The organism is Escherichia sp. E3659, from assembly GCF_005781135.1.
In the GTDB taxonomy this organism is placed as follows: domain Bacteria; phylum Pseudomonadota; class Gammaproteobacteria; order Enterobacterales; family Enterobacteriaceae; genus Escherichia.
Genome location: NZ_VATQ01000007.1, coordinates 84,096 through 103,952 on the forward strand (window position 1 = coordinate 84,096; position 19,857 = coordinate 103,952).

Sequence of the window (19,857 nt, forward strand, 5' to 3'; positions counted from 1 at the left end):
CGTGGCTGTGACAAAATAGCGTCTTTATCAGAAAACGTCTTAGCCAACCGGTGGAGAAAGCAATGCAGGATCGCAATTTTGATGATATTGCGGAAAAGTTTTCCCGTAACATTTACGGCACCACCAAAGGGCAGCTTCGACAGGCTATTCTGTGGCAGGATCTCGATCGCGTGCTGGCGGAAATGGGCCCGCAAAAACTGCGTGTGCTGGATGCTGGCGGTGGAGAAGGGCAGACCGCAATCAAAATGGCCGAGCGCGGGCATCAGGTCATTTTATGCGATCTCTCTGCGCAGATGATCGACCGCGCAAAACAGGCGGCAGAAGCAAAAGGTGTGAGCGACAACATGCAATTTATACATTGCGCCGCTCAGGATGTTGCTTCACATTTGGAAACGCCCGTTGATCTGATATTGTTCCATGCGGTGCTGGAGTGGGTGGCCGATCCCCGCAGCGTATTGCAGACCCTGTGGTCAGTGTTGCGTCCAGGCGGCGTGTTGTCATTAATGTTCTACAATGCGCACGGCTTGCTGATGCATAACATGGTCGCCGGGAATTTTGATTACGTGCAGGCGGGAATGCCGAAAAAGAAAAAACGGACGCTTTCGCCAGATTATCCACGCGACCCGGCGCAGGTTTATCTGTGGCTGGAAGAAGCTGGTTGGCAAATTATGGGTAAGACAGGCGTTCGCGTGTTTCATGATTATCTGCGTGAAAAGCACCAACAGCGCGACAGCTATGAAGCATTACTTGAATTAGAAACGCGTTATTGCCGTCAGGAACCGTATATTAACCTGGGGCGTTATATTCATGTCACCGCGCACAAACCGCAGAGCAAGGATAAAGTATGAGTGAATTATCCCAGACAGTCCCCGAACTGGTTGCCTGGGCCAGAAAAAATGACTTCTCCATCTCGCTGCCGGTAGACCGACTCTCTTTTCTGCTGGCGGTTGCCACGCTGAATGGCGAGCGTCTTGATGGTGAGATGAGTGAAGGCGAGCTGGTGGATGCGTTCCGCCATGTGAGTGATGCGTTTGAGCAAACCAGCGAAACCATCGGCGTGCGCGCCAACAACGCGATCAACGATATGGTGCGTCAACGTCTGCTGAACCGCTTTACTAGCGAGCAGGCGGAAGGGAATGCTATTTATCGCCTGACGCCGCTCGGCATCGGCATTACTGACTACTACATCCGTCAGCGCGAGTTTTCGACGCTGCGCCTTTCTATGCAGTTGTCGATTGTGGCGGGTGAGTTAAAACGTGCAGCCGATGCCGCCGAAGAGGGCGGTGATGAATTTCACTGGCACCGCAACGTCTATGCGCCGCTGAAATATTCGGTAGCGGAAATTTTCGACAGTATCGACCTGACGCAACGTCTGATGGACGAACAGCAACAGCAGGTGAAGGACGATATCGCTCAGTTGCTGAATAAAGACTGGCGGGCGGCGATCTCCAGCTGTGAATTGTTGCTTTCGGAAACTTCCGGAACGCTGCGTGAATTGCAGGATACGCTGGAAGCAGCAGGCGACAAGTTGCAGGCCAACCTGTTGCGCATTCAGGATGCGACGATGACCCATGACGACCTGCATTTTGTCGATCGTCTGGTGTTCGATCTGCAAAGTAAGCTCGATCGTATTATCAGCTGGGGCCAGCAATCCATCGACTTGTGGATTGGCTACGATCGCCACGTACACAAATTTATTCGTACCGCTATAGATATGGATAAAAACCGCGTCTTTGCTCAGCGTTTACGTCAGTCGGTACAAACCTATTTTGATGAGCCGTGGGCGCTGACTTACGCCAATGCCGATCGTCTGCTGGATATGCGTGACGAAGAGATGGCACTGCGCGATGAAGAAGTGACCGGGGAACTTCCGCCAGATTTAGAGTACGAAGAGTTTAACGAGATCCGCGAACAACTCGCCGCGATTATCGAAGAGCAGCTCGCCGTCTATAAAACCAGACAAGTACCGCTGGATCTTGGTCTGGTGGTACGCGAATATCTGGCGCAGTATCCGCGTGCGCGTCACTTTGACGTCGCGCGTATTGTTATTGATCAGGCGGTACGCCTCGGCGTAGCGCAAGCAGACTTCACCGGACTGCCAGCGAAATGGCAGCCGATTAATGATTACGGAGCCAAGGTACAGGCGCATGTCATCGACAAATATTGAACAAGTGATGCCGGTTAAGCTGGCGCAGGCGCTGGCGAATCCGTTATTTCCGGCGCTGGATAGCGCCTTACGTTCAGGCCGCCATATTGGCCTCGACGAACTGGATAATCATGCTTTCCTGATGGATTTTCAGGAATATCTGGAAGAGTTTTACGCGCGTTATAACGTGGAGTTAATCCGCGCGCCGGAAGGTTTCTTCTATTTACGTCCACGCTCCACCACCATCATCCCACGTTCCGTATTGTCTGAACTGGACATGATGGTCGGTAAAATCCTCTGTTATCTCTATCTCAGCCCGGAACGGCTGGCCAACGAGGGGATCTTTACCCAGCAGGAACTGTATGACGAACTGCTCACCCTGGCCGATGAAGCAAAATTGCTGAAACTGGTGAACAACCGTTCAACCGGTTCAGACGTTGACCGTCAGAAGTTGCAGGAAAAAGTACGTTCTTCGCTCAACCGTCTGCGTCGTTTAGGCATGGTGTGGTTTATGGGCCACGACAGCAGCAAGTTCCGCATTACAGAATCGGTGTTCCGTTTTGGTGCCGATGTGCGTGCGGGCGACGATCCGCGTGAAGCACAACGTCGTCTGATTCGCGATGGTGAAGCAATGCCGATTGAAAATCACCTGCAACTCAATGACGAAACTGAAGAGAGTCAGCCAGATAGCGGAGAGGAAGAATAATGATTGAACGCGGTAAATTTCGCTCACTGACGCTGATTAACTGGAACGGCTTTTTTGCCCGAACTTTTGACCTGGATGAGCTGGTTACGACGCTTTCCGGCGGTAACGGGGCGGGCAAATCCACTACTATGGCGGCGTTTGTTACGGCGCTCATTCCCGACCTGACTCTGCTGCATTTCCGTAACACCACGGAAGCCGGGGCTACCAGTGGTTCGCGCGATAAAGGTTTGCACGGTAAGCTGAAAGCGGGTGTCTGTTATTCGATGCTCGACACCATTAACTCGCGCCACCAGCGCGTGGTGGTCGGTGTGCGTCTGCAACAGGTTGCCGGACGCGATCGTAAAGTGGATATCAAGCCGTTTGCCATTCAGGGACTGCCGATGTCGGTGCAGCCGACACAGCTGGTGACCGAATCCCTGAACGAACGTCAGGCGCGCGTGCTGCCGCTTAACGAGCTGAAAGACAAGCTCGAGGCGATGGAAGGCGTGCAGTTTAAACAGTTCAACTCCATTACCGATTACCACTCGCTGATGTTCGATCTGGGCATCATCGCGCGTCGTCTGCGCTCAGCGTCTGATCGTAGTAAATTCTATCGTCTGATCGAAGCTTCGCTGTATGGCGGGATCTCCAGCGCCATTACCCGTTCTCTGCGCGACTACCTGCTGCCGGAAAACAGCGGCGTGCGTAAAGCGTTCCAGGACATGGAAGCGGCGCTGCGCGAAAACCGCATGACGCTGGAAGCGATTCGCGTCACCCAGTCGGACCGTGACCTGTTTAAGCATCTGATCAGCGAAGCTACCAACTACGTGGCGGCGGACTACATGCGTCACGCCAATGAGCGCCGTGTTCATCTCGATAAGGCGCTGGAGTTTCGTCGCGAGCTACACAATTCGCGTCAGCAGCTGGCGGCGGAGCAGTACAAACACGTCGATATGGCGCGTGAACTGGCAGAGCACAACGGTGCCGAGGGCGATCTGGAAGCGGATTATCAGGCGGCCAGCGATCACCTGAACCTGGTGCAAACCGCACTGCGTCAGCAGGAGAAGATCGAACGCTACGAAGCGGATCTCGATGAGCTGCAGATCCGTCTGGAAGAGCAAAATGAAGTGGTGGCAGAAGCCATCGAGCGTCAGGAAGATAACGAAGCGCGCGCGGAAGCCGCCGAACTGGAAGTGGACGAGCTGAAAAGCCAGCTTGCCGACTACCAGCAGGCGCTGGACGTCCAGCAAACGCGCGCGATCCAGTACAACCAGGCGATTGCTGCGCTTAATCGTGCCAAAGAACTGTGCCATCTGCCAGACTTAACCGCCGACAGCGCCGCCGAATGGCTGGAAACCTTCCAGGCGAAAGAGCTGGAAGCGACTGAAAAAATGCTCTCTCTTGAGCAGAAAATGAGCATGGCGCAAACCGCGCACAGCCAGTTTGAGCAGGCTTATCAGCTGGTGGTTGCAATCAACGGCCCGCTGGCGCGTAACGAGGCGTGGGATGTCGCCCGCGAACTGCTGCGCGAAGGGGTCGATCAGCGTCACCTGGCAGAGCAGGTTCAGCCACTGCGGATGCGCTTAAGCGAACTGGAACAGCGTCTGCGCGAGCAGCAAGATGCTGAGCGTCTGCTGGCAGATTTCTGCAAACGTCAGGGCAAGAATTTTGATATCGACGAACTGGAAGCCCTGCATCAGGAACTGGAAGCGCGTATTGCCTCTCTTTCTGACAGCGTTTCCAACGCCCGTGAAGAGCGCATGGCACTGCGCCAGGAACAGGAACAGCTGCAATCCCGTATTCAGAGTTTGATGCAGCGTGCGCCGGTTTGGCTGGCAGCGCAAAACAGCCTCAATCAGTTGAGCGAGCAGTGCGGTGAAGAGTTCACCTGCAGCCAGGATGTCACCGAATATCTGCAACAACTGCTGGAGCGTGAGCGCGAAGCGATTGTTGAACGTGATGAAGTGGGCGCGCGCAAAAACGCTGTTGATGAAGAGATCGAACGTTTAAGCCAGCCAGGCGGCTCCGAAGACCAGCGTCTGAATGCGCTGGCGGAACGCTTTGGCGGCGTGCTGCTGTCAGAAATTTATGACGACGTTAGCCTGGACGATGCGCCGTACTTCTCTGCGTTGTATGGCCCGTCTCGCCACGCCATTGTGGTGCCGGATCTGTCACAGGTGGCCGAACAGCTGGAAGGCTTAACCGATTGCCCGGAAGATCTCTACTTGATCGAGGGAGATCCGCAGTCGTTCGATGATAGCGTGTTCAACGTCGATGAGCTGGAAAAAGCGGTGGTGGTGAAAACCGCCGAGCGTCAGTGGCGTTATTCACGTTTCCCGGAAGTGCCGCTGTTTGGTCGCGCGGCGCGTGAAAGCCGGATCGAAAGCCTGCACGCCGAGCGCGAATTGCTCTCTGAACGCTTTGCCACGCTCTCCTTTGATGTTCAGAAAACCCAGCGACTGCATCAGGCATTCAGCCGCTTTATTGGCAGCCATCTGGCAGTGGCGTTTGAGTCCGATCCGGAAGCCGAAATTCGCCAACTGAACAGCCGTCGTGTCGAACTGGAGCGGGCGTTGAGTAATCATGAAAATGATAACCAGCAGCAGCGAATTCAGTTTGAGCAGGCGAAAGAGGGCGTTGCGGCACTGAACCGTATCCTGCCGCGTCTCAACCTGTTAGCGGATGACTCACTGGCGGATCGTGTCGATGAAATTCGCGAACGTCTTGATGAAGCTCAGGAAGCTGCGCGTTTTGTTCAGCAGTTTGGCAACCAACTGGCGAAACTGGAGCCGATCGTTTCTGTGTTGCAGAGCGACCCGGAACAGTTCGAACAGTTAAAAGAAGATTACGCGTATTCTCAGCAGATGCAGCGCGATGCCCGTCAACAGGCATTTGCCCTGACTGAAGTGGTACAGCGTCGTGCGCACTTTAGCTACTCTGACTCGGCAGAAATGCTTAGTGGAAACAGCGATCTCAACGAAAAACTGCGTGAACGTCTGGAACAGGCGGAAGCGGAACGTACTCGTGCTCGTGAAGCGTTGCGCGGTCACGCTGCGCAGTTGAGTCAGTACAACCAGGTACTGGCTTCGCTGAAAAGTTCTTACGACACCAAAAAAGAGCTGCTTAACGATCTGCAACGTGAACTGCAGGATATCGGCGTGCGTGCCGATAGCGGGGCAGAAGAGCGGGCGCGTATTCGTCGTGACGAATTGCATGCGCAACTGAGCAATAACCGTTCACGCCGCAATCAACTGGAAAAAGCGCTGACCTTCTGCGAAGCGGAGATGGACAACCTGACCCGCAAACTGCGCAAGCTGGAACGTGATTACTTTGAGATGCGCGAGCAGGTAGTGACCGCCAAAGCGGGCTGGTGTGCGGTAATGCGCATGGTGAAAGATAATGGCGTTGAACGCCGCTTACACCGTCGTGAGTTGGCTTATCTCTCTGCCGATGATTTACGTTCCATGTCGGATAAGGCGTTAGGTGCGCTGCGTCTGGCGGTGGCGGATAACGAACATCTGCGCGACGTGCTGCGCATGTCGGAAGATCCAAAACGACCTGAGCGCAAAATCCAGTTCTTCGTGGCGGTTTATCAGCATCTGCGCGAACGTATTCGCCAGGATATTATTCGTACCGATGATCCGGTGGAAGCTATCGAGCAGATGGAAATCGAACTTAGCCGTCTGACCGAAGAGTTAACTTCTCGCGAACAGAAACTGGCGATCAGCTCCCGCAGTGTGGCGAACATCATTCGCAAAACCATTCAGCGCGAACAGAACCGTATCCGCATGCTCAACCAGGGCTTGCAGAGCGTATCGTTCGGTCAGGTGAACAGTGTGCGTCTGAACGTGAACGTGCGTGAAACCCACGCCATGCTGCTTGACGTGCTTTCAGAACAGCATGAGCAACATCAGGATCTGTTCAAGAGCAACCGCCTGACCTTCTCGGAAGCTCTGGCAAAACTGTATCAGCGACTTAACCCACAAATTGATATGGGCCAGCGCACGCCGCAGACCATTGGTGAAGAACTTCTGGATTACCGTAACTACCTGGAGATGGAAGTTGAGGTTAACCGTGGTTCCGATGGCTGGTTGCGCGCGGAGTCTGGCGCACTGTCGACCGGTGAGGCTATCGGTACGGGTATGTCGATTCTGGTGATGGTAGTACAGAGCTGGGAAGATGAATCTCGCCGCCTGCGCGGTAAAGATATCTCTCCTTGCCGTCTGCTATTCCTCGATGAAGCTGCGCGACTGGACGCCCGTTCCATCGCCACGCTGTTTGAATTGTGTGAGCGTTTGCAAATGCAGCTCATCATCGCGGCACCTGAAAATATCAGCCCGGAGAAAGGCACCACCTATAAACTGGTGCGTAAAGTCTTCCAGAATACCGAACACGTTCACGTAGTCGGCCTGCGAGGATTTGCGCCGCAACTCCCTGAAACGCTTCCAGGAACGGATGAAGCGCCTTCTCAGGCAAGTTAAGTTCAAGGCGGCAGCGATGCCGCCTTTTTTTTCGAAAAAACTCCGTTTCTGCACTAAAAAAATGCCGCATTATGGCGCGCTTTTCTTTAAACTTCTTTACATTAGGTTGTGTAAAAACGTACCGACGTTTATATACTGAAGGTAAGCCTGATAAGTAACAGGCTTGCTCGTCATACTTTCATGAGTATTGGCGTTGTAAAGGCAGTTAAGATAAAACAGCCTGGCTATTCAGAGTATGATAAAAACAGGGGGCAAGGGATGTTGCTTAACATGATGTGTGGTCGTCGGCTTTCGGCAATCAGTTTGTGCCTGGCCGTAACATTCGCTCCACTGTTCAGTGTGCAGGCTGATGAGCCTGAGGTTATCCCTGGTGACAGCCCGGTGGCTGTAAGTGAACAGGGAGATGTACTGCCGCAGGCGCAAGCCACGGCAATAATGGCGGGGATCCAACCGCTACCTGAAGGTGCGGCAGAAAAGGCCCGCACGCAAATTGAATCACAATTACCTGCAGGTTATAAGCCGGTTTATCTTAACCAGCTTCAACTCTTGTATGCAGCACGCGATATGCAGCCGATGTGGGAAAATCGTGATGCAGTTAAAGCTTTCCAGCAGCAGTTGGCGGAAGTGGCGATTGCCGGTTTTCAACCGCAGTTTAACAAATGGGTGGAGTTACTGACTGACCCTGGCGTTAACGGTATGGCGCGCGATGTGGTGCTATCGGATGCAATGATGGGGTATCTCCATTTCGTCGCAAACATTCCGGTCAAAGGTACCCGCTGGCTGTACAGCAGTAAACCTTATGCGCTCTCAACACCGCCGCTCTCGGTCATTAACCATTGGCAGGTGGCGCTGGATAACGGACAACTGACCACTTTTGTCACAGGGTTGGCACCACAGCATCCGCAATATTCAGCAATGCATGAATCTTTGCTGACCTTATTGAGTGATTCCAAACCGTGGCCGCAACTGACCGGTAAAGCAACGCTACGCCCTGGTCAATGGAGTAACGACGTCCCGGCGCTGCGCGAGATTTTGCAGCGTACAGGTATGCTCGAAGGTGGGCCGAAAATAGCACTGCCGGGCGATGAAACATCGACAGGCGCGGTAGTTAGTCCGTCTGCCGCTGCAATCGAAACAGCCGAAACTAAGCCGATGGATAAGCAAACTACAGCTCGCAGTAAACCTGCGCCAGCCGTCCGAGCTGCTTATGATAATGAGTTGGTGGAAGCCGTGAAACGTTTTCAGGCATGGCAAGGCTTAGGGGCAGATGGCTCTATTGGCCCGGCAACGCGAGACTGGTTAAACGTCACGCCTGCACAGCGAGCAGGCGTGCTGGCGCTCAATATCCAGCGATTGCGCTTGCTGCCATCCGAGCTTTCTACTGGCATTATGGTTAACATTCCGGCCTATTCGCTGGTCTATTATCAGAACGGCAATCAAGTGCTGGATTCACGGGTCATTGTCGGTCGTCCCGATCGCAAAACGCCGATGATGAGCAGTGCCTTAAACAATGTGGTGGTAAACCCGCCGTGGAACGTACCACCGACGCTGGCACGCAAAGATATTCTGCCAAAGGTGCGTAACGATCCTGGTTATCTGGAAAGTCATGGCTATACGGTGATGCGCGGCTGGAACAGCAAAGATGCGCTTGACCCGTGGCAGATTGACTGGTCGACGATCACCGCATCGAATTTGCCGTTCCGCTTCCAGCAAGCTCCTGGTCCGCGAAATTCGCTAGGACGGTATAAATTTAATATGCCGAGTTCAGACGCTATCTATTTGCATGACACGCCGAATCACAATCTTTTCAAACGTGAAACACGCGCGTTGAGTTCTGGCTGTGTGCGGGTGAATAAGGCGTCGGATCTGGCAAATATGCTGCTGCAGGATGCTGGCTGGAATGACAAGCGTATCTCCGATGCTCTGAAGCGGGGTGATACCCGTTACGTTAATATTCGTCAATCGATACCGGTTAATCTTTACTATCTGACCGCCTTTGTTGGTGCAGATGGTCGTACCCAATATCGTACAGATATTTACAATTATGATCTGCCTGCACGATCCAGCTCGCAAATTGTCTCAAAAGCGGAACAATTAATCAGATAAATGAAGTAGTTCGGGAAAATCTGTTGTCGTAATAATTGGCATGTTCGGGGGCTATTCTCTGTAGCCCCCGTCGCTGCTGGGGGTGAGTCATCTTGACGTCAGCTTTATGGGCGGTTAAGGTGCCTCTTGTGCGCCAGAAGTGCATATAAACGATAACATTGACCTGTAGACTTGATTATCATGGACAAATTCGACGCTAATCGCCGCAAACTACTGGCGCTTGGTGGTGTTGCACTTGGTGCCGCCATCCTGCCGACGCCTTCATTTGCGACACTCTCTACCCCACGTCCGCGCATTTTGACACTTAACAATCTCCATACCGGAGAGTCAATTAAGGCGGAGTTTTTCGATGGCAGAGGCTATATTCAGGAAGAATTGGCAAAACTAAACCATTTTTTCCGCGATTTCCGCGCGAACAAAATAAGGTCCATCGACCCAGGATTATTCGACCAGTTATATCGCCTGCAAGGGTTGTTAGGCACTCGCAAGCCAGTACAGCTCATTTCTGGCTACCGTTCTATTGACACCAATAATGAATTACGCGCCCACAGCCGTGGAGTAGCAAAGAAAAGCTATCACACTAAAGGGCAGGCGATGGACTTCCATATTGAAGGTATTGCGTTAAGCAATATACGCAAAGCTGCGTTATCTATGCGCGCAGGTGGTGTAGGATATTACCCACGCAGTAACTTTGTGCATATTGATACCGGGCCAGCGCGGCACTGGTAACAATCGCTTAACGAAACAGGGGCAGTATGAACTATCGTATTATTCCGGTCACCGCATTTTCCCAGAACTGTTCATTGATCTGGTGTGAGCAAACTCGCCTGGCCGCACTGGTTGATCCGGGCGGCGATGCGGAAAAAATCAAACAGGAAGTTGACGCCAGCGGTCTGACGCTAATGCAGATCCTGCTGACGCATGGTCATCTGGACCACGTTGGCGCAGCGGCGGAACTGGCACAACACTACGGCGTGCCAGTGCTTGGCCCGGAAAAAGAAGATGAGTTCTGGCTGCAAGGCTTGCCTGCGCAGAGTCGCATGTTTGGCCTGGAAGAGTGTCAGCCATTAACGCCAGATCGCTGGCTGAATGAAGGCGACACTATCAGCATAGGGAATGTGACTTTACAGGTGTTACATTGCCCAGGGCATACGCCAGGCCATGTGGTTTTCTTTGATAATCAGGCAAAACTGTTGATTTCTGGCGACGTCCTTTTCAAAGGCGGAGTAGGGCGCAGTGACTTCCCACGAGGCGATCACAATCAACTGATTTCTTCAATCAAAGATAAATTGCTGCCATTGGGGGATGACGTGACATTTATTCCGGGTCACGGACCATTATCCACTCTTGGTTATGAGCGCCTGCATAATCCCTTCCTGCAAGACGAAATGCCCGTCTGGTAAAAGCACATAAAAAAGCCCGCTTTTAATGCGGGCCTGGATTTCTGGCAAAGTGCGCTTTGTTTATGCCGGATGCGGCGCGAGCACCTTATCCAGCTTACAAAATCGTGCAAATTCAAAATATTGCAGGGGACGCATAGGTCTGATAAGCGTAGCTCATCAGGCAATGTTGCGTTTGTCATCAGTCTCAGCCCGCTTTCAGCGGGCTGCATTGGTTTTAACGCTTACAGCACAGCCACAATCGCTTCGCACAGCGGCGCCATGTTATCTGGCGTCATTCCGGCCACGTTTACGCGACCAGAAGCAACAGCATACACGCCAAACTCTTCACGCAGACGCAGTACCTGTTCTTTTGTCAGGCCACTGAAAGAGAACATACCATTCTGTTTGATGATAAAGCTAAAGTCGCGGTTTGCGCCTTTCTCCTGCAGTGTATTAACAAATAACTGACGCATACGCTGAATGCGCTGGCGCATATCGGTCAGCTCTTGTTCCCAGATCGCACGCAAAGCCTCGTTGCTCAGGATCGTAGCAACAACCGAAGCCCCGTGAGCCGGTGGGTTAGAATAGTTTGCGCGAATTACTGCTTTCATCTGGCTGAATGCACGATCGACAGTTTCACTGTCTGCGGCAACCAGAGTACAAGCGCCAACACGCTCGTTGTACAGGCCAAAGTTCTTAGAGTAGGAACTGGCGACGATCAGCTCTTTATGCAGAGCCGCGAAAGCGCGCAGACCTTCAGCATCCTCTTCCAGACCACGGGCGAAACCCTGGTAAGCGAAGTCAAATAGCGGCAGCCAGCCTTTCTCAACAGAAAGCTGCGCCAGTGTTTGCCATTGCTCCAGTGTAGGATCGATGCCGGTAGGGTTATGGCAGCAGCCGTGGAACAGGACAACGTCACCAGCCTGAGCTTCGTTCAGACTGTTAACTAAAGCGTCGAAGTCCAGAGTGTGATTTTCCGCATCGTAATAAGCGTATTCACGAACTTCCAGACCCGCAGAGTTAAATACGCTCTTATGGTTTGGCCAGCTTGGGTTGCTCACCCACACACGCTTAACGCTGGTATTTTTTGCCAGGAAATCGGCAGCTACACGTAATGCACCGGTACCACCTGGGGTCTGGGCTGTACGTGCGCGTTTGTCATTGATTAAGGCGCTACCTTTACCAAACAGCAGTTCCTGAGTACAACGACCAAATTCAGGAATACCGTCAATGCCGAGGTAGTTTTTGGTGGTTTCATTTTCGAGCAGATACTGTTCAGCCTTTTTAACGCTGGTCAATACCGGGGTTTTGCCCGTCTCATCTTTATAGACACCAATCCCGAGGTTAATTTTGCCGGGACGTTCATCGGCACGAAACAGATCGGCCAGGCCCAGAATCGGGTCGGCAGGAGCGGCGGTAATGTTCTCAAACATGACGAGGTTCCATTATGGTTACAGAAGGGAAGTCCGCTATCAGGGTAACGGGAGATTTACAAAATTCCAACTATTACTGATGAAAACGCAGGCTGTTTTTTCAAGACGTGAGATTGCTCTGGAAGGCATAAAAAAACAGGACCAAAGTCCTGTTTTTTCGGCATTTAACAAAGAGGTCTGCTATTAGAACTGGTAAACGATACCTACAGCAACGGTATCATCAGAACCTACGCCCAGTTTGTTGTCAGAATCGATCTGGTTGATGATGTAGTCAACATAGGTGGACATGTTTTTGTTGAAGTAGTAGGTTGCGCCCACTTCAACGTAGTTCACCAGATCAACATCACCGATGCCTTCTACGTCTTTCGCTTTAGATTTGGTGTAAGCGATGGACGGACGCAGACCAAAGTCAAACTGGTATTGCGCAACTAACAGAACGTCTTGCGTTTTGTTGGCAAAGCCACCAGTGATCGGGGTAGCGTTACGGGTTTCACCGTAGTTTGCTGCCAGGTAGATGTTATTTGCATCATACTTCAGGCCAGTTGCCCACTGTTCAGCTTTTTTACCCTGGCCGAGAGGCTGAGCTTCTTGCAGGTCGGTGCGGTCAGCTGCACCATAAGCACCAACGATACCAAAGCCTTCGAATTCGTAGCTGATGGAACCGCCAACACCGTCGCCGTTGGAACGACGTGCAGTGTCACGCTCGTTTTTACCGAGGTACTGAACAGCGAAGTTCAGGCCGTCAACCAGACCAAAGAAGTTGGAGTTACGGTAAGTTGCAACGCCGCCAACACGACCAACGAAGAAGTCATCGCTGTATGCGGTATCACCACCGAACTCTGGCAGCATATCGGTGTAGCCCAGTGCGTCATAAACAACACCGTAATTACGACCGTAATCGAAAGAACCTACGTCAGCGTATTTCAGACCAGCGAATGCCAGACGGGTTTTGTTGCCAGTTTGAGCGTCAGCACCTTCAGAGTTGTTACCCTGGAAGTTGTATTCCCACTGACCGTAACCGGTCAGATCGGAATTGATTTGAGTTTCCCCTTTAAAACCAAGACGGGCATAGGTCATGTCACCATTGCCACCGTAACTGTTTTCACCGTTATCCTTGGAAAAATAATGCAGACCGACAGCTTTACCGTACAGATCTACTTTGTTGCCATCTTTGTTATAGATTTCTGCAGCGTTTGCAGTACCTGCTACTAACAGAGCAGGGACAATCACTGCCAGAATATTGCGCTTCATCATTATTTATTACCCTCATGGTTTTTTTTATAACACCTGCCACTGCCGCCAATAAGTTCTGTCAATGAATCTTTACGGAACTATTGATGAGAGTTTGGTGTTTTATGTATCTGCAGGCATCTTTCCATTCAAACTAACGTTTCGCCACCGTGAAAGTGCTACAAAGATAAAGATATAGTTACAAAAAGAAAAAATGTGTAACCAATAGTAAAATTTAAGGAACTTTGTGAACGCCGTCATATTTCCATTAGACTTTAATGATATTTGCAGTGGATTTTATCTATTTATATGATTTCCTTATATTTAAATTAACTAAACGAAAATTTTCTTTCTGATCATTTATCCCCGCAGTCACACTGAATCACGCTTTCAGGCGTCCAGAAAGCCAAAAATAAGTATAAAAATTGTGCTATCAGCTAAGAAATTGCTAATCCGCAATAAGACTGTGGGTTAATTTTTTGTTCGCAAATATTTCAGAGAAATATTCCGTAACAGGAAGAGGGGCCTTGAGGGGTTGCAAATAGATTGATTGACTTAACAAACAGATAACTTGACAGAAGGGGATGAAAAAAGAGCCAGCGTGCGCTGGCTCTTTCAGGAAGTGAATTAGAAACTGGCGTTACGCGGAGTACGTGGGAAAGGAATCACGTCACGCACGTTCTGTACGCCGGTCACGTAGGCAATCAGGCGTTCAAAGCCAAGACCGAAACCGGAATGTGGAACAGTACCGTAGCGACGCAGATCGCGATACCACCAGTAATCTTCTTTGTTCAGGCCCATCTCCAGCATGCGCTCGTCCAGCACGTCCAGACGCTCTTCACGCTGCGAGCCACCAATGATCTCACCAATACCCGGCGCCAGAACGTCCATTGCGGCAACGGTTTTACCGTCTTCGTTAAGACGCATATAGAACGCTTTAATGTCTTTCGGATAGTTTTTAACCACTACCGGTGCTTTAAAGTGTTCTTCCGCCAGATAACGCTCGTGCTCGGAAGAGAGATCGACACCCCAGTAAACCGGGTTTTCAAACTTCCTGCCGCAGTTTTCGAGAATGGTCACTGCGTCGGTGTAATCAACCTGGGCGAAGTCTGCTTCAATGAAGCGTTCCAGACGTGAAACGGCATCTTTATCTACGCGTTCAGCGAAGAATTTCATGTCGTCAGCGCGTTCTTCGAGAACTGCTTTGAAGACATATTTCAGCATGGCTTCAGCCAGACCGGCGATATCGTTCAGGTTAGCAAACGCGACTTCTGGCTCCAGCATCCAGAATTCCGCCAGGTGACGGCTGGTGTTGGAGTTTTCAGCACGGAAGGTCGGGCCGAAGGTATAAATTTTCGACAGCGCACAGGCATAGGTTTCGCCGTTCAACTGGCCAGATACGGTCAGGAAAGACTCTTTACCGAAGAAGTCTTTATCGAAATCGACTTTGCCCTGATCGTTACGCGGCAGGTTTTCCAGATCCAGCGTTGAAACGCGGAACATTTCGCCAGCGCCTTCGGTATCGGACGCGGTAATCAGCGGCGTAGAAACCCAGAAGAAGCCCTGCTCGTTAAAGAAGCGATGCAGCGCCTGTGCCAGCGTGTGGCGAACGCGCGCTACTGCGCCAATCAGGTTGGTACGCGGACGCAGGTGAGCGACTTCACGCAGATATTCGATGCTGTGGCGTTTTGCGGCCATCGGGTAAGTGTCTGGATCTTCAACCCAACCGGCAACTTCAACGTTGCTGGCCTGAATTTCAAATTGTTGCCCCTGGCCCGGCGATGCCACGACTTTACCCGTCACAATGACCGAGCAACCGGTGGTCAGACGCAGTACGTCTTCATTGTAATTGGGCAGAGAATTATTGATGACAGCCTGTACAGGATCAAAGCAGGAACCGTCATAAACGGCGAGGAAGGAGATGCCAGCTTTTGAATCTCGGCGGGTACGTACCCATCCGCGCACGGTGACTTCGCTGTCAACGGCTATGCGGCCCTGGAGTACGTCGGCTACAGGCACAACGCTCATAATATTCTCTCTGTTAATAGTCGGAAAAAATAAACACTTGTCCACCCGTCAATGGGGGGATACCTATGTTACCTGGCATCTGCAATCAGACAAGCAGAATTCGCAGATGGGACAAAAGATTTCGGAATAAAAGGCAAAAAAGGGAGCCGTTATGGCTCCCTGATGATATTAACTGGCTTTTTTAATGTGCGGAAGGTCGAATGCTTTACGTAGCGCGCGGACAAACGCTTTGTCATGGCAGATAGTTTTGCCAGGGCTGTCAGAAAGTTTCGCCACCGGTTTACCGTTACACTCCACCAGTTTAATCACGATATTCAAGGGTTTTACCTGAGGAATATCACAAGTCAGGCGTGTGCCAATGCCAAAACTTAATTGCACGCGAGAAGAGAAGTGGCGATAAAGCTCAACCGCTTTAGGTAAATCCAGATTGTCGGAGAAAACCAGTATTTTGCTTTGCGGATCAATCCCCAGTTTCTCATAATGTGCAATCGCTTTTTCGCCCCATTCTACCGGGTCGCCAGAGTCATGACGCAAGCCCTGATAGCGGCTGGCAAACTCCAGGCCGAAATCACGTAAGAATGCATCCATCGTAATACAGTCGGTTAACGCAATCCCCAGTTGATCGGGATACTCTTCCAGCCAGGCAGCAAGTGCAGCTCGCTGGCTGTTGGCAAGGTCCGGGCTGATTTGCTGATGTGCCTGGAACCATTCGTGTGCCTGGGTTCCCATCGGCGTGAGGGAAAGTCGACGCGCCAGATCGTAATTACTGGTGCCAACGAACCACTTTTCCTGTTGCAGACGTTTAACGATGGTTTCTTGTACTTCGCGAGAAAAACGGCGGCGAGTGCCAAAATCCATCAGATGGAAGCGCGACATATCAAGGTCGGCGGTTAACGCCGAGAAGTTGACTAATTTGCTTTCCAGTGTGTCGAGGGCTTGCGCAACGTCGGCCTGCGGTGAGCGATAGCGATGTACCAGTTCACTAATGACCGCCAGCAAAGGAACTTCCCATAGGATGACTTCACGCCACGGACCGCTTAAACGAATATCCAGCTTACCGTTATCGTTGCTAACAGTGACCTGTTCCGGATTAAAGCGGAATTCACGCAGCCAGTCGAGATAGTCGGCTTTAAAGAAAGGCAGGGCAGAGAGCCACTGATATTCATCATCCCGCAGGCACAAGTTTTCCATCGCCTGAACCTGTTCACGAATAGCATCGGCATAAATACCCAGCAGATCGTCACCACGGCAACGAAACTCCGCCGCGACATGCACATCATAGTAGTGATGAAACACGGCTTGCTGCATATGCAACTTATAAGCATCTGTATCCAGCAACGAGTGCAGAACAGGAGAAGCGAATTGTGTCATAGGTGCGCAGTAGCGTCCTCTTACGGGAGCGTTTAGTACAATAAACATCTTAGGAAACTGCTGGAGTATACCTTGTTTCGCAATTTATTGAACCCCGATCACACCATATGCCACCTTTATGGTCGATAGCGTTGCGCTGTGTATGTTATACAAATGTAGCAATAAAAGCGTTTGTACCTGAAAAGATGAAGATTCTGCGTAGCGAGATTTACGCAACAGGAATAGACTGAACACCAGACTCTATAAAAGATGCTAAAGGTTATTTATGACTCAACAGCCACAAGCCAAATACCGTCACGATTATCGTGCGCCGGATTACCAGATTACTGATATTGACTTGACCTTTGACCTGGACGCGCAAAAGACGGTAGTTACCGCAGTCAGCCAGGCTGTCCGTCACGGTGCATCAGATGCACCGCTTCGTCTTGATGGCGAAGATCTTAAACTGGTTTCTATTCATATTAATGATGAGCCGTGGACCGCCTGGAAAGAAGAAGAGGGTGCACTGGTCATCAGTAATTTACCGGAGTGTTTTACGCTCAAGATTGTTAATGAAATTAGTCCGGCAGCGAATACCGCGCTGGAAGGACTTTATCAGTCAGGCGATGCGCTTTGCACCCAGTGTGAAGCCGAAGGTTTCCGCCATATTACGTATTATCTTGACCGCCCGGACGTGCTGGCGCGTTTTACCACCAAAATTATTGCCGATAAAACCAAATATCCATTCCTGCTTTCCAACGGTAACCGCGTTGCGCAAGGCGAACTGGAAAACGGACGTCATTGGGTACAGTGGCAGGACCCGTTCCCGAAACCGTGCTACCTGTTTGCGCTGGTGGCAGGCGACTTTGATGTACTGCGCGACACCTTCACCACGCGTTCTGGCCGCGAAGTAGCGCTGGAGCTGTATGTCGATCGCGGCAACCTTGATCGCGCGCCGTGGGCGATGACGTCCCTGAAAAACTCCATGAAGTGGGATGAAGAACGCTTCGGCCTGGAGTATGACCTCGACATCTATATGATCGTCGCGGTCGATTTCTTCAATATGGGCGCAATGGAGAATAAAGGTCTGAATATCTTTAACTCCAAATATGTGCTGGCCCGCACCGACACCGCCACCGACAAAGATTACCTTGATATTGAGCGCGTTATTGGTCACGAATATTTCCATAACTGGACCGGTAACCGTGTGACCTGCCGCGACTGGTTCCAGCTCAGCCTGAAAGAAGGTTTAACCGTCTTCCGCGATCAGGAATTCAGCTCTGACCTTGGTTCCCGCGCGGTAAACCGTATCAATAATGTGCGCACCATGCGCGGATTGCAGTTTGCGGAAGATGCCAGCCCGATGGCGCACCCAATCCGCCCGGACATGGTTATTGAGATGAACAACTTCTACACCCTGACCGTTTACGAGAAGGGCGCGGAAGTGATTCGTATGATCCACACCCTGCTGGGCGAAGAAAACTTCCAGAAAGGGATGCAGCTCTATTTCGAGCGCCATGATGGCAGTGCAGCGACCTGTGACGACTTTGTTCAGGCAATGGAAGATGCGTCAAATGTCGATCTCTCCCATTTCCGCCGTTGGTACAGCCAGTCCGGCACACCAGTTGTGACCGTCAAAGACGACTACAATCCGGAAACTGAGCAGTACACCCTGACCATCAGCCAGCGCACGCCAGCCACACCGGATCAGGCAGAAAAACAGCCGCTGCATATTCCGTTTGCCATCGAACTGTATGACAACGAAGGCAAAGTGATCCCGTTGCAGAAAGGCGGTCATCCGGTCAATTCCGTGCTGAACGTCACTCAGGCCGAACAGACCTTTGTCTTTGATAATGTCTACTTCCAGCCGGTGCCTGCGCTGCTGTGCGAATTCTCTGCGCCAGTGAAACTGGAATATAAGTGGAGCGATCAGCAACTGACCTTCCTGATGCGTCATGCGCGTAATGATTTCTCCCGCTGGGATGCGGCGCAAAGCCTGCTGGCAACCTACATCAAGCTGAACGTCGCCCGTCATCAGCAAGGACAGCCGCTGTCTCTGCCGGTGCATGTGGCTGATGCTTTCCGCGCGGTGCTACTCGATGAGAAGATTGACCCGGCACTGGCGGCAGAAATCCTCACGCTGCCATCCGTCAATGAAATGGCGGAACTGTTCGATATCATTGATCCGATTGCCATTGCCGAAGTGCGCGAAGCACTCACCCGTACTCTGGCGACTGAATTGGCGGATGAGCTGCTGGCAATCTATAACGCGAATTACCAGAGCGAGTATCGCGTTGAGCATGAAGATATTGCGAAACGGACGCTACGTAATGCCTGCCTGCGCTTCCTCGCTTTTGGTGAAACGCATCTGGCTGATGTGCTGGTGAGTAAGCAGTTCCACGAAGCGAACAATATGACCGATGCGCTGGCGGCGCTCTCTGCGGCGGTTGCTGCGCAGTTGCCATGCCGTGACAAGTTGATGCAGGAATACGACGATAAGTGGCATCAGGACGGTCTGGTGATGGATAAATGGTTTATCCTGCAAGCTACCAGCCCGGCGGCGAATGTGCTGGAGACGGTGCGAGGCCTGTTGCAGCATCGCTCATTTACCATGAGTAACCCGAACCGTATTCGTTCGTTGATTGGCGCGTTTGCGGGCAGCAACCCGGCAGCGTTCCATGCCGAAGATGGCAGCGGTTACCAGTTCCTGGTGGAAATGCTTACCGACCTCAACAGCCGTAACCCGCAGGTGGCTTCACGCTTGATTGAGCCGTTGATTCGCCTGAAACGTTACGATGCCAAACGTCAGGAGAAAATGCGCGCGGCGCTGGAACAGTTGAAAGGGCTGGAAAATCTCTCTGGCGATCTGTACGAGAAGATAACTAAAGCTCTGGCTTGATACAAATATGCCTGATGCGACGCTGACGCGTCTTATCAGGCCTGCAAGTCCGTTGAAATTGCTGGTTTTGTAGGCCGGAAAAGGCGTTCACGCCGCATCCGGCAACCGTGTCCAACT

The 19,857-nt window shown here is 51.6% G+C and carries 12 protein-coding genes; 8 read left to right on the plus strand and 4 right to left on the minus strand.

All coding sequences use genetic code 11. The annotated features are described in order from the left end of the window. Positions 1–62 precede the first annotated feature (62 nt). From cmoM to gloC, 7 genes are all read left to right on the plus strand, one after another. Positions 63–848 (plus strand): tRNA uridine 5-oxyacetic acid(34) methyltransferase CmoM, encoded by a 786-nt coding sequence (gene cmoM / locus FEK47_RS07875; protein ID WP_135486372.1) that lies wholly within the window; start codon positions 63–65, stop codon positions 846–848. After that, positions 845–2,167 carry a chromosome partition protein MukF gene (mukF, locus tag FEK47_RS07880; RefSeq protein WP_130205341.1) on the plus strand — a complete coding sequence of 441 codons (1,323 nt, stop codon included), beginning with the start codon at positions 845–847 and terminating at the stop codon, positions 2,165–2,167. Before cmoM ends, mukF begins: the two co-directional genes overlap by 4 nt. Continuing rightward, on the plus strand, positions 2,148–2,852 hold the full coding sequence (gene mukE, locus FEK47_RS07885) for a chromosome partition protein MukE (RefSeq protein WP_001602111.1): 705 nt from the start codon (positions 2,148–2,150) through the stop codon (positions 2,850–2,852). Before mukF ends, mukE begins: the two co-directional genes overlap by 20 nt. After that, a complete protein-coding gene (gene mukB / locus FEK47_RS07890) occupies positions 2,852–7,312 on the plus strand; it encodes a chromosome partition protein MukB (RefSeq protein WP_138183157.1) in 4,461 nt (1,486 codons plus the stop codon). Before mukE ends, mukB begins: the two co-directional genes overlap by 1 nt. A gap of 258 nt (positions 7,313–7,570) precedes the next feature. After that, positions 7,571–9,418: a L,D-transpeptidase gene (gene ldtD / locus FEK47_RS07895; protein ID WP_135486371.1), complete on the plus strand. Its 1,848-nt coding sequence runs from the start codon at positions 7,571–7,573 to the stop codon at positions 9,416–9,418. A gap of 180 nt (positions 9,419–9,598) precedes the next feature. After that, positions 9,599–10,147 carry a YcbK family protein gene (locus FEK47_RS07900; RefSeq protein WP_130205347.1) on the plus strand — a complete coding sequence of 183 codons (549 nt, stop codon included), beginning with the start codon at positions 9,599–9,601 and terminating at the stop codon, positions 10,145–10,147. 26 nt (positions 10,148–10,173) lie between these two features. Beyond that, on the plus strand, positions 10,174–10,821 hold the full coding sequence (gene gloC / locus FEK47_RS07905; RefSeq protein WP_130205349.1) for a hydroxyacylglutathione hydrolase GloC: 648 nt from the start codon (positions 10,174–10,176) through the stop codon (positions 10,819–10,821). A 221-nt stretch (positions 10,822–11,042) separates the two neighbouring features. Here the strand turns inward: gloC and aspC are convergent, their stop codons facing one another. From aspC to pncB, 4 genes are all read right to left on the minus strand, one after another. Then, positions 11,043–12,233 (minus strand): aspartate transaminase, encoded by a 1,191-nt coding sequence (gene aspC / locus FEK47_RS07910; protein ID WP_130205351.1) that lies wholly within the window; start codon positions 12,231–12,233, stop codon positions 11,043–11,045. A 183-nt stretch (positions 12,234–12,416) separates the two neighbouring features. After that, positions 12,417–13,487, minus strand: a complete 1,071-nt coding sequence (ompF, locus tag FEK47_RS07915; RefSeq protein ID WP_130205353.1) for a porin OmpF — start codon at positions 13,485–13,487, stop codon at positions 12,417–12,419. Positions 13,488–14,090: 603 nt separating this feature from the next. Next, positions 14,091–15,491, minus strand: a complete 1,401-nt coding sequence (asnS, locus tag FEK47_RS07920) for an asparagine--tRNA ligase (RefSeq protein WP_130215767.1) — start codon at positions 15,489–15,491, stop codon at positions 14,091–14,093. Between the two features lie 168 nt (positions 15,492–15,659). Then, complete coding sequence (gene pncB, locus FEK47_RS07925; RefSeq protein WP_135486370.1) at positions 15,660–16,862, minus strand: nicotinate phosphoribosyltransferase; 1,203 nt, start codon at positions 16,860–16,862, stop codon at positions 15,660–15,662. A gap of 265 nt (positions 16,863–17,127) precedes the next feature. Between pncB and pepN the strand changes: the two genes are divergently transcribed. Continuing rightward, positions 17,128–19,740 (plus strand): aminopeptidase N, encoded by a 2,613-nt coding sequence (pepN, locus tag FEK47_RS07930; RefSeq protein WP_135486369.1) that lies wholly within the window; start codon positions 17,128–17,130, stop codon positions 19,738–19,740. Positions 19,741–19,857: the final 117 nt, after the last annotated feature.